Raw genomic sequence first — 11,982 nt, 5'->3', positions numbered from 1 at the left:
AGTGCAGCTAGATTTTAATTACCGGCATTAAAAAAGATCAGGTATTGCTCGATTTGCTTATCGCGAAGCAGACGTTCATAGTTCGATTTCGAGATATAAAACAACTGGGCATCCGTTTTATCTACCTCGCGAAACAGTTCCTCAAAAACTACAATCTGTGTGTAATACTTAACAGCCTCTTGCTTATCCTTAAAGGATTGAACTGCCAGGAGGATAGAATTATCGAGGTCGGATTTTTTCACCTTTAGTTCGTTATCGGCAAAATTGTCGATATTAAAATTGATGATATTGAACATTAACTGATTGGCATTGGAATAACGGGAAATTAGCACCACAACAAAATGTTCCTCCAGGGGAGTATCGGTAAAAATACTTGTAGCCTGTTGAATGGCATGCTCTCTGGCGGCTTGTGGACTTTCAGTCTGGAGAAATTTAATTATCTGTCCCGATCGTTCTGCGATATCTGTACCAGGGTATTTCACCATCAGCTTGTCGAGGTCGGCAATGAAGCTGGCAGTATCTTTCGATACACCTTCGGCAATTACAGCCATCAGGTCGTATTGGGGCGTATGTTTACTTTCGGGCCATTCGCTTCTGGCTTGATTAATTAGTTGCAAGGCATAGGCATAGTCGCCCTGGTCAAACACTTGATATATTTCTTGGTATTTAACTTCTTCTTTCCTTTCTTCTTCTTCTAATCTTTTGGTGTATTCCGGATCGGATAGTACACGTGCATAATTGCTTTCGGGGAATTCGCGAATAATTCTTTGCTGGTACTGCGATACCATGTCGATGTTCCGGGTTTCCTTACCCAGAGTATACAGCTTGTAATATACCAACAAGCGATTCGGGTAATCGGGATACCTGATTAAAATATCTTCGTAGGCATCTATTGCTTTTTGATAGTCTTTTAATTCCTCACTGTAGACATCGCCCGAAGTGAGCAAAGATTCCTGGATACGCAGGTGAGACTTGGTTTTCGCACTATCGGTAAAGGGTATTTGCTGCATGTAGTAATCACGCGAATATTTTCCAGCAGCATTTACTTTCTTTTCACCGGTTTGAAAGGTATCCTCAGCGTCTGTTTCGGTATTCAGGGCAAAAGACTGATCCAAAGTTCCCTTATTGGACCTTCTCCAATTGTCTTCCAGTCGCCTTGTTCCCCATTTGCGTTTAAACTCTTGCCGACCCAACTCTATGGTTGTTGCATTATAGAAATACCAACTTTGTGAGTTTGTTGGGATTGCAAACTCTTGCTGTGCAAAAGTATTTTGCTCTATTCTTTGTTCCTGTTCAAGCAAACGTTGTTCTTGTTCCTGTTTCTGAATTTCGGCAATATTTTTATCGATTAACGCAATCAGCTCAGGTTTAGGCATAGCAGAGAGTTTTAGCAGGCTGTCTTCCAGCTGCACACTAACAATGCTTTCAACCAATTTAGTAAGGCTAATCGATTTGGTATAAATCAATTTATAATTGGTGTAGTCAGGTTCGATTACCTGCACTGTACTGTCGTAATAGGCCTGTGCCGGAATATAATCGGCTTGTTCATAATAAATGTCGGCCATTGTCAGATAGGTTTTTGGCTTCTGAAAACTGTTGTCGAGGCTTACTGCCGAAGACATTCGATAATACCTGAGAGCCTCAGTGGTATTGCCTTCCTGAAAATATAAATTGCCAATTGCAAAATAGATCTGATCCTGATAATCGTTGTTTTTATCGTCGCGAAGCATTTTTTGCAATTGCTTCTCTACTTCTTTCCTCGAACCCAGCCCGGCCTGAAAACTTAAAGCCATATTAATCCTTGCATTAAAAGTCATTTCATAGGGAGGATTCAGCTTAATTACTTTTTTATAAGAAAGGGAAGCATCGCTTAATTGGTTGTTAAGCTGAAGTAATTGAGCCAGAATATAATTATATCGTTGCTGGTAAAAAAGTGGCTTCACAGTTTCTGCTGCTTTACGCATCGGGTCAATGGCAGCCACCAGATTACCTTTGGATATTTCAATTGCAGCCAGAGAAGCGTCAAGGTCTGGGGCCAATTTTTTAGGAAACCGGCTGTCTTTCTTTAATTCTGCCAGTATATTTTCCGATTCCTTAATCCTGTTTTTTTTGTGTGCCACATGCGCCAGCCAAAGACGGGCTTCGAAAGAGCTTGCTCCTTCGGGAAAATTGGACACTATATACTGGAAAGTTTCTGATGCCTTGTCGAAATCGTGTTTATAGAAATACGATTTTCCCATGAGAAGGTAGGCATCATCGACCCATTTATTGTATTCCTTTTTGCTGTAAAATTCGCGTTCTGCATCAGAAAGTTCATCGCCTTCCTTCAAAACAGGCTTGGCTGTGATAGAATGCAGGGATATCAGTTTGGCACATTTAGCAATGGCCCTGTCCATTTCTGAACCTATAGCCGAGATTTCGTTTTTGTTGTGGTAAATAAATACAGGCAGCACTTCGCTAAAATTGTCGCTATGGTTCTGTTCGAGCTTTTGCATGCCCTTTTCGAAACTCTCGCGGCCATTAAACAAGATGTTATACTTCGATGTCAGGTTATGATAACCACGTGAAAGAGAAGTGTTTTTCTGGTTAGAGCAAGAAGTTGCCACTACGAAAAGGGCAAAGAAAAGGCTGTATTTAAAGGATAAATGTTTCAAAGAGTATAATTGTTTCCAGATGTAATAACTGGAAAAGTTAAAACATATTTTCCTGCAAAAATAATTTTCATTCTGATATACGGTGCAAAAAAATTAGGAATCGGACAGATTAAACCGATTCGAGGGTTTTGAGCTCAGGCCATTCTTTACGTATTGCCTGCTCTATGCCAGCTTTCAGGGTCATCATACTAAAAGGGCAACCCTGACAGGCACCCAGAAGCCGGACCTTTACGGTATTGTCTGAGTCAACCTCTACAAGTTCAACATCCCCCCCATCGGTAACCAGGTAAGGGCGCACCGACTCTATACCTTTGTTGATTTTGGAGATAATATCTTTGTTGGTAATTTTTGACATAATCAATAGCTTATACAACGGTATCTATACGAAGAATTTCAATACGTATTTTTTCGGCAATGTGCTTAAAATACTCCGAAGTCTTATTTTTTCTTCCTGCGGTAGGAACCCCATTGTCGGCATCTTCGCGAATGCTTTGAACAATGGGTATATGCCCTAAAAAAGGTACATTTTTTTCATTGGCAAGGGCCTCGCATCCTCCTTTGCCAAAGATATAATACTTGCTTTCAGGCAATTCATCAGGTGTAAACCAGGCCATGTTCTCTATCAGTCCCAGCACGGGCACCCCGATAGCCTTATTCTGAAACATGCTGATTCCTTTTTTTACATCGGCAAGTGCTACATCCTGTGGGGTGCTAACTATTACTGCTCCCGTAAGTTTTTTATTCTGAGAAATGGTAATATGTATATCGCTTGTGCCAGGCGGAAGGTCGACAAACAAATAATCGAGAGTGCCCCAATCGCCATCGGAAATAAGCTGCGACAAGGCATTTGAAGCCATAGGGCCCCGCCAGATGGTGGCATCGTCCTGACTCACAAAAAAGCCAATTGAAAGCAGTTTCACTCCATTTTTTTCTACCGGAACAATAACATCACGGCCATTCTTTTTTATTACATCGGGCTTTTCATTCTCTACCCCAAACATCTTAGGTATCGAGGGGCCATAAATATCGGCATCTATCAAACCAACCCTGGCACCTGAATTGGCAAAGGCTACGGCTATATTTGCAGCAATTGTCGATTTACCCACTCCACCTTTTCCCGAAGCTATGGCCACAAGGTACTTAACCCCGGTGAGCACAGGCTCTGGTTCTGGTTTAACGGAAACAGGTTTGAGTTGTGTTTCGACTTTTATATCCACCTCGCTGATGCCCGGAATGTCAAGCAAAAATTTCTCGCAAGCTTTTTTCAGCGAGTTTTTCATCGGGTCGTTTACACTGGCAAAAGACAATACAAAGCTTACTTTGCTGTTGTCGACAACCAGGTTTTTAACCAGGTTCATCGAAACAATGTCTTTTCCACTCGACGGATGGATTACTTTTTGAAGTATGCTTGTAACTTGTTCTACAGTATAGCTCATGAAATTAAATCGATTAACAGGGCTGGCAGACCAAAGATAAGTACATTTTTTTATTTAGACTAATTCAAAATTAGGATCCCAATAAAGCTTTTTAAACTCCACTACCCGGTCATCCAGCACTGCAATTCCTTCGCTTTCGAGCAATTCCTGCATCAGGGTTTCGTGCCTGAAATGATGCTTACCAGTAAGCAAACCATTTCGGTTTACTACTCTGTGTGCCGGAACATCGGGCATGTGATGGCATTGATTCAGCGCCCAGCCAACCATGCGCGCACTGCCCGGTGAACCAATATGGCGGGCAATAGCCCCATAGGAGCATACGCGGCCTTCTGGTATAAGCCTGGTGAGGGCATAGACTTTTGAAAAAAAATCAGTCGAAGTGGGATCCGACAGGTTCTTCGAGCTTTTCATCGGGGCTAATAATAAAACGAAGGTAATGCGACCGTAAGCCTTCCTGAAGCCATCCTTGTTCGTAGAAAGTGCGTATTGAAAGGATTTCATCAGAAGCACGGTCTGATTGGTAAATATCTTCTATAGCAGCTTCAAGGATTAGCTTGTTCCAGCTTACAAGTTCTTTGGTATAGGAATAGAGTGCCACGCTGTCGGTTTTCAGGTTAATGGCTGCTTTGTCAGAAATCAGCGATTGATAGTAGCCAAGGAACCTGCTGGAGGTAAGTCGTTTTAGTGCTTTGCGGGGCTGTGGGTCCGGAAATGTAATCCAGATCTCTTCTACCTCGCCAGCTTCAAAAAAGGAGCGTATAAAATCGATTCGGGTGCGCAAAAAGGCTACATTTTTTAATCCCTCTTCGGTAGCGGTTTTTGCTCCACGCCAGATACGTGCGCCTTTGATATCGACACCAATGAAATTGCGCTCAGGAAACAACCGGGCTAAACCCAAAGTGTATTCACCCTTTCCGCAGCCAAGTTCCAGGGTAATGGGGTGACTATTGCCAAAAAACTCCCTGCTCCATTTTCCTTTCAGGTAGAAGTCTTTTTGAAATACTTGTTCAAAGGGTGGTTGCAATACATTGCCAAAGGTTTTTACCTCGGCAAACCTCAATAATTTTCCTTTCGACGACACGTTCTTAAATTCTTAATGGGGTAAAATACGCAGGCCAATGTCAGAAATTCCCTTCACTCTCCGGTTGCCTAACTTATCTTCGTCGCGCATGGCCTGAATCATTTTAAAGGTATAAATTCCCCGGTATGGGAAACGTATATTCACTTTATAAGGCACCAAAAGGGTGTTCATGGAACCAAGACCCTTACCAAGCCAGCTACCATCGGGGCCAGCGAGTTGTATTTCGAAAGTATCTCTAAGACTTACTCCACTGGGTGCGGTTGTTTCGATAAAAAGCCAGAAATTGCTATATGAATATTGGTTGGTGTTACGCAGGAGCACCATCAGGTCGTATGCCATAGTAGTATCATTTACCTGAACAACAAAGCTTACAGGTTTATCAGCATCCCATTCACGCCCCGGTATATTTTGCACCTCGTCAAAAACAGGACCCTCGTGACAGGATGCCACAAAAAGAAAAATGCAAACAGCAAAAAGTATTTGTTTCATTTTCATCCTTTAGTTTTTATCGGGCCGGTTTTGATTCTGCTCGCGCCCTTTATGAAAATGCTTTTTGTTTCCTCTGAAAGGTTTCTTTTTACCTCCCTGATTGCTGCGCTGCTGAGAAGGCTTATCCTCGAATCGGGTTAAACTCTCGAGACCCACAGAATTTTGGTATTCTACAGCCCCAGAAATGGATAGTGCAGGTTCCTCAATGCCTTTTAGTTTTTCAGGAAACTTTTGATTGGCATTCATTTCAATCACTTCCTTCACCGTATCAACCGACATGCAGGTAAGCGACTTTTTCTCATCTTCCTGCAACATATACCACATCAGACGTTTAAACACATCTGTTTTCTGATGATAAGCCTTACCCTTGCGGGTAAGCAATACAACCGAAGTATCCGGAAAATCCTGTTGTGCATCGAGGTAGGCATCGAGTTCGTAGTTCATACAGCATTTAAGCTTACCGCACTGCCCAGCCAGCTTCTGTGGATTGAGAGAAACTTCCTGGTAACGGGCAGCACTGGTGGTAACCGAGATAAAATTGGTTAACCACGAGGAACAACACAATTCGCGCCCGCATGAACCAATTCCGCCGATGCGGCCAGCCTCCTGGCGTGCACCTATCTGGCGCATTTCAACCCGTATTTTAAACTCATCGGCCAGCACCTTAATTAGCTGCCTGAAATCGACACGGTCGTCGGCGATGTAGTAAAAAATTGCTTTGGTATTGTCGCCCTGGTATTCCACATCGCCAATTTTCATGTCCAGCTTCAGCTCGGCGGCTATCTGCCTAGACTTAATCATGGTATAATGCTCCCGGGCCATGGCCTCTTTCCACTTATCGATATCGACAGGCTTGGCCTTGCGGTATACTTTTTTAAGGTCTTTATCCTGAAGCGAAACGTGGTTATAGCGCATTTTTACCGGAACAAGATGACCGGTAAAAGAAACAATGCCAATATCATGACCCGGAGAGGCTTCCACTGCTACAATCTCGCCCTTGCTTAGGCGCAGGTTATTCGGATTCAGGAAGTAAGCTTTACGGGTATTTTTAAAGCGTACTTCAATTACTTCGTTGTAATCCTCCACGCTACTTATGTCTTTCAGCCAGTCGTAAACTTCGAGCTTATGACAACCATGAAAACACTTCCTTGAAAGGCCACCTTCTTTCGTTTTGAAACCATGGCTTGCTTCACCCTGATCTTCCGCGGTATTTATGTCGTGCTGATCTCTTTCTTCCACGCTACTCGTTTTTCTGCTATGAATGCAAACTTACATGTTTTATTTTTAAACGCCCAAATCATCTCTAACAAATTCGCTCTGCCTCAAAGCTTGAAACAATGAGATAATCATAAAATTAACTCCCGCTTCATATTCAATTCTTCTTAAAAACATATTTTTCGAACTTCGAAAATTTCCTGCAATGAGAATATGTTTTATCATGTACCCCTGGGAAAAGCTAAATCCCCACCAGGATTCTACCATAAGGCTTATTCACGAATGTGTGAAGCGGGGCCATCAAACAGCCATTACTTATCCTTCTGAACTTACAATTCGCGACAGCATAACCCTTGGATTTTGCCGCACCATAGTTCAACCTACGAAAGTTCCTTCGAACATGGCGGGTTTTCACAAGCATACAGAATTCGAAAACAGCATGCAGCCTCTTGGCGAATTTGATGTCATCTTCATGCGCGATAACCCTCCCATGGATCCCATTGTGCTCAATTTCCTGGATTCGGTCAAATACGATACTTTTATTATTAACGCGGTAGACGGGCTGCGCGAAGCCAATAATAAAATCTATACAGCCGCTTACCAGGATCACGGAGGCAATATTATTCCAGTAACCCATGTTTCGAAAAACATCAATTACCTGTTGCGCATTATTGAAGAATCGGATAAAGAAAAGATGATTATGAAACCGCTCGATGGTTATGGTGGACGTGGTGTAATAATCGTTGAAAAAGCAGCCAGGCAGAATATCAAATCGTTGCTCGAATTTTACATCAGCAAATCGGGTGGCGAATCGAATTATATTATCTTGCAGGAATATGTGGAGGGAGCTGAAGAGGGCGATGTGCGTGTATTGATGCTTCACGGCAAAGCCATTGGAGCTCTGAGGCGCAGACCTGCTGCCGGCGATATGCGTTCGAACATTTCGGCTGGCGGAAGTGTAGAAAAATACCAGCTTACTAAAGCCGACCAACTTTTGTGCAATAAAATTGGAGAAAAGCTGGTGCAGAACGGAATTTTCTTTGCAGGTCTGGATATTATCAATGGCAAACTGATTGAAATAAATGTGGTAAGTCCGGGGACCATTACAGATATAAACAGGTTAAACAAGACAAAACTGCAAGTACAGATTATTGACTACCTCGAAAAAGTGGTAGAAGAAAGAAGTTGTCAAGGGAAGTCCTTCAGGTCTGAAAATATTTATGAAACACCCATGATTTGCAAACATAACCGATTCCAATGTATATCGGTAGAGCTCAAAGAAGTTAAACACCAATGAATAAAACTTACATAATGGGTGTTCCCCCGCGAAGCGGGGCAGGCTATCCGACCATTAAAAATTAATTTTGTTCGGATGAAAACACAAAAGATGAAAATCCGCGACATCGTCGCAAATATTGAAAAAAAACAACTCCTGGATGTTGTATCCGATACCGGAGGCTTCAGAATAAAAATCAACAAATATGTTCCCTATTGCTGCACGGCCGTGCATCATGGAAGCCAGTTAAGAAAAGAACTTCAGAAAAAAATTGCGCTCGATAGCTACGAACGCTGGTACGAAGAAGATCCCTTCACGGGCGATTTTATTGCTTCCATGCCCATAACCCTGGTAGGCCTCGACTCGCGCTACGAATACGACTTGAACCGCAGCACACAGGATTGCATTTACAAGGAAGCATGGGGTAAAAAAGTGTGGAAAAAAGAACTCCCCTCCATGGAAAAGAAAATCAGCCGGCAAAAGCACGAAGCCTATTACCTGGTTTTACATACACTACTTACCAAACTCGAAGAACTTTTTGGAGGCTGTGTGGTGTACGATATCCATTCATACAATTACAAACGTTGGGATCGGGAAGTTCCTTTGTTCAACCTGGGTACTGAGCTGTTAAACCGCGAAAAATTTCGTGCCCCCATAAACCATTGGTTAAAGGAGCTCACTGCCATTCATTTGCCCGATATCGAAACAAAGGTAGCCGAGAGCGATGTGTTCGCCGGCAAGGGGTTTCAGGCTGAGTATATCACGCAAAACTTTACTAAAACACTGGTACTGCCTACAGAAATTAAAAAAGTTTATTGCGATGAGCTTAGCGGTGCTGCCTATCCGAGAATCATCAGGCTGTTGCAGCAACAATTAAAAACAGCCATTTTAAATAACGCCAATTCATTCTGCCAGGGACTCGAAAAATGGCATCATTTACCGGCCATTAAGCTTCTTGATAAAAAACCTGATCCGGCCCTGCTAAAAACCGACCGCGAACTTTACCGACTGCTCCGCGATTTTGAACTATTGGCCGCTGTAAACCCAGTGAACACCCCAACAGAAAAGAAACGTTTCTTTAAGGGGAACTACCGCCAGCCTCCTGAGTTTCGCTACAACCCTATCCATGTCGATGTGCTGGCTCTTAAACAACAATTATTGGATATACCGCTTCAGAAAATTCAGGATGTTTCGGTGCGATCTCTTTACGAAGCAGTGGTTAACAGTTATTTCGATAAAATTGATCTGCTCCGCAGTATTGGAACCAACCGATTTCTCTATAACTCGTTGCGGTATTTTGGCAGACCCTCTAAAACCGATCTACAAAATGCATCTTTTATCATGCACCTGCCGCCAATACCTGGTGAAGCTATCAGTGAGCCGATGTGCAGCGTAAAAAAGGCCATGGAAGTATTCCAGCAGCATCTCGATATTTATGGCATTAAGGCCAAAGTTGAAATCGATGCGCGTGTAATCTCACAGGTTATGGTTCTCAATTCATCGAAAAGTATTTTGTTCCAGCCCGATGCCACCTTTAAAACCAGGGAACTTGCTGCCATAATTGAGCATGAAATTGGAGTGCATATGCTTACCACAACGAACTCAAACAAACAAAAACTCAAAATTTTTAACCTTGGCCTTCCACTCAATACCCTTACCCAAGAGGGTTTAGCGGTATTGGCCGAATACCTCAGTGGCAACCTTAGTTTGAACCGGCTCAAAAAACTCGCCTTGAGAACGATCATGGTAGACATGATGTGCAACGGAGCCGATTTTCTCGATTGTTTTAATGGTCTGATAAGAGATTACGAGCTCAACGAGGAGGATGCTTTCAACCTGTCGGCAAGGGTGTTTCGCGGAGGAGGTTTTACAAAGGATCACCTTTACCTCAGTGGCTTTGTGAAGGTTTTACAATTCTGGGAAGACCAGAACGACTTAACACCTCTGTTGATAGGTAAAACATCCCTAAACTTCTACCCAACAATATTAGAAATGATCGGACGCGAAATGATTGCACCTCCTCAACACCTTACAAGAAGTTTTCAGCATCCTGTACCTGAAAACAACAATCCAATTTACAATTACATTCTCGACGGATTAAAAAAGCCTTGATGCTATGTGATAAAAGGAATTAATTGCGAAACAACTCCAGTTCTTTTTTCAGTTTTGTGTTTAGGCTTTTCACGACCAGTTCGTAGGAATGGTCGATCCAGCTTTTTAACAATTTGTCTGGTAAGTTTGCATCGATCAATACTGTATTCCAGTGAGTTTTATTCATGTGGTATCCGGGGGTTACAAAACTGTGTTCTGCCCTGAGCTGAACAGCCAGTTCGGGATCGCATTTCAGATTAATACTTAGCTCCGATTCCAGGTCGGTAAGAGCATACATCTTACCCATTACTTTAAACACAAGGGTAGTTTCGTCGAAGGGAAAGCACTCGGTAACACCGGGTTTGTTTAAGCAGTATTCGCGTAATTCTTCGATATTCATAAGTGCGTAAGGTTTTGATTTCTGATGAGCATTTGAAAAGCATTATTTTGCTTGGTATGGCTAACCAGCAATGGACCTGAAAGCCTCTTTAATATGCGTCAGTTCTGCGCCATTCTCACCGAAAACTATTGAAATAACATCAAACCTGACTTCCGCCGCATAAGCAAGATGCTCCAGATAATGATCTGCGGCTTCAATTAACCTTTTTTGTTTTGCAATGGTTATTGCCTCTGCCGGATCGCCATGGCGGGAGGTTTGCCGGCTTTTTACTTCCACAATCACCACTAAACCATCTTTGGATGCCACAATATCAATTTCATTTTTTTGAAATTTCCAGTTGGTATCGAGGAGAATATAGCCATTTCTTATGAGGTAATCTGCAGCCAGGGCTTCACCCTCTTTTCCTAACTGATTGTGCGCTGCCATGCTTACATTTTTATGCTTACCCCGTCGGCTCTGACTTCCAAGGCTACCTCAGCCCCAAGAATCAGTGGATGATTTGTTGCAATGTGCCCGGCCGGGAAACCAAAAGCCACCGGAAAACTATACCCTTTTACAGCATCGGCAATGATTTCTTCAGGAGTTCGGCCAAAAGGTCTTTTCTCATCGTTCATTTCCGAGAGTCCGCCCACAATGATTCCAGCCAGACCCTCAAATCTGCCAGAAAGCCTGAAGCTTTGCATCATGCGATCGAGGTGATAGGTATATTCCCCAACCTCTTCAATGAACATGATTTTACCCTTCCAATCGATGTCTTCCGATGTGCCTGCCAGGGCATAAAGCAAAGAAAGATTTCCTCCTGCCAGAAAAGCCTTTTCCACACCAGTACAATTTTGCGGAAAAGGCTGAAGCTTATACTCCAAAGTGCCATGAAAAAGAGCCCGGTGAAGGTTTTCAATATCAGGTGAAATAGATGCGGGATTCGCCATATTGATGGGCATCAAACTATGCAGGCTTTGAATGCCCCGGTTTAAAATGGCAGCATGCAATGCGGTGATATCGGAAAAACCGGCAACCCATTTTGGATTGTGTAAAAACTTATGCCAATGAATAGAATCGAGAATTCGAAGCATGCCATAACCACCCCTCGCACAGATTACAGCTTTTATCTCCTCTGCATCGAGAGCCTGCTGTAAATCGCTTAATCTTTGATTGTCGGTACCGGCAAAAATTCCATTTCTGGCAAATAGATTAGAACCTAGCGCTACCTTCAGACCCCACTGCCCGAAAAGATGAACAGCTTTTTCGATATATTCCCGTTCAACCACTCCGGCAGGTGCAACAATGGCCACAGTATCTCCGGGTTTGAGTAAGCGAGGTTTAATGTATGTTTCCATGCC

At 42.9% G+C, this 11,982-nt stretch carries 12 protein-coding genes; 2 read left to right on the top strand and 10 right to left on the bottom strand.

Going from position 1 to position 11,982, the window contains the following annotated elements; all coding sequences use genetic code 11:
* Nucleotides 1-14 precede the first annotated feature (14 nt).
* From IPM71_09475 to IPM71_09445, 7 genes are all read right to left on the bottom strand, one after another.
* Entirely contained in the window at nucleotides 15-2,654 is a 2,640-nt protein-coding gene (locus IPM71_09475) for a tetratricopeptide repeat protein (GenBank protein QQS49845.1), read from the bottom strand.
* Between the two features lie 109 nt (nucleotides 2,655-2,763).
* Entirely contained in the window at nucleotides 2,764-2,985 is a 222-nt protein-coding gene (locus tag IPM71_09470) for a NifU family protein (GenBank protein ID QQS52811.1), read from the bottom strand.
* Nucleotides 2,986-3,019: 34 nt separating this feature from the next.
* Entirely contained in the window at nucleotides 3,020-4,090 is a 1,071-nt protein-coding gene (locus tag IPM71_09465; GenBank protein QQS49844.1) for an Mrp/NBP35 family ATP-binding protein, read from the bottom strand.
* Between the two features lie 54 nt (nucleotides 4,091-4,144).
* Nucleotides 4,145-4,501 (bottom strand): MGMT family protein, encoded by a 357-nt coding sequence (locus IPM71_09460; protein ID QQS49843.1) that lies wholly within the window; start codon nucleotides 4,499-4,501, stop codon nucleotides 4,145-4,147.
* Nucleotides 4,461-5,171 (bottom strand): tRNA (guanosine(46)-N7)-methyltransferase TrmB, encoded by a 711-nt coding sequence (trmB, locus tag IPM71_09455; GenBank protein ID QQS49842.1) that lies wholly within the window; start codon nucleotides 5,169-5,171, stop codon nucleotides 4,461-4,463. Before trmB ends, IPM71_09460 begins: the two co-directional genes overlap by 41 nt.
* A 12-nt stretch (nucleotides 5,172-5,183) precedes the next feature.
* Nucleotides 5,184-5,660, bottom strand: a complete 477-nt coding sequence (locus tag IPM71_09450; GenBank protein QQS49841.1) for a gliding motility lipoprotein GldH — start codon at nucleotides 5,658-5,660, stop codon at nucleotides 5,184-5,186.
* Nucleotides 5,661-5,669: 9 nt separating this feature from the next.
* Nucleotides 5,670-6,875, bottom strand: a complete 1,206-nt coding sequence (locus tag IPM71_09445; protein QQS52810.1) for a hypothetical protein — start codon at nucleotides 6,873-6,875, stop codon at nucleotides 5,670-5,672.
* 205 nt (nucleotides 6,876-7,080) lie between these two features.
* Here IPM71_09445 and gshB point away from each other — a divergent pair, with 205 nt between their 5' ends.
* Nucleotides 7,081-8,172 carry a glutathione synthase gene (gene gshB / locus IPM71_09440; GenBank protein QQS49840.1) on the top strand — a complete coding sequence of 364 codons (1,092 nt, stop codon included), beginning with the start codon at nucleotides 7,081-7,083 and terminating at the stop codon, nucleotides 8,170-8,172.
* A gap of 75 nt (nucleotides 8,173-8,247) precedes the next feature.
* Nucleotides 8,248-10,263: a flavohemoglobin expression-modulating QEGLA motif protein gene (locus IPM71_09435; protein ID QQS49839.1), complete on the top strand. Its 2,016-nt coding sequence runs from the start codon at nucleotides 8,248-8,250 to the stop codon at nucleotides 10,261-10,263.
* Between the two features lie 19 nt (nucleotides 10,264-10,282).
* On the opposite strand, the gene IPM71_09430 is transcribed toward IPM71_09435, so the two are convergent.
* Genes IPM71_09430 through IPM71_09420 form a run of 3 tightly spaced genes read right to left on the bottom strand, consistent with a single transcriptional unit; the run spans nucleotide 10,283 to nucleotide 11,979 of the window.
* Nucleotides 10,283-10,642 (bottom strand): MmcQ/YjbR family DNA-binding protein, encoded by a 360-nt coding sequence (locus IPM71_09430; GenBank protein ID QQS49838.1) that lies wholly within the window; start codon nucleotides 10,640-10,642, stop codon nucleotides 10,283-10,285.
* A gap of 60 nt (nucleotides 10,643-10,702) precedes the next feature.
* On the bottom strand, nucleotides 10,703-11,068 hold the full coding sequence (locus IPM71_09425) for a YraN family protein (GenBank protein ID QQS49837.1): 366 nt from the start codon (nucleotides 11,066-11,068) through the stop codon (nucleotides 10,703-10,705).
* Between the two features lie 2 nt (nucleotides 11,069-11,070).
* Nucleotides 11,071-11,979 carry an LD-carboxypeptidase gene (locus IPM71_09420; GenBank protein QQS49836.1) on the bottom strand — a complete coding sequence of 303 codons (909 nt, stop codon included), beginning with the start codon at nucleotides 11,977-11,979 and terminating at the stop codon, nucleotides 11,071-11,073.
* Nucleotides 11,980-11,982 lie beyond the last annotated feature (3 nt).

The sequence above is a fragment of the Bacteroidota bacterium genome, from assembly GCA_016699695.1.
GTDB lineage: Bacteria > Bacteroidota > Bacteroidia > Bacteroidales > UBA10428 > UBA10428.
This window is presented reverse-complemented; position numbering and strand designations above follow the sequence as displayed.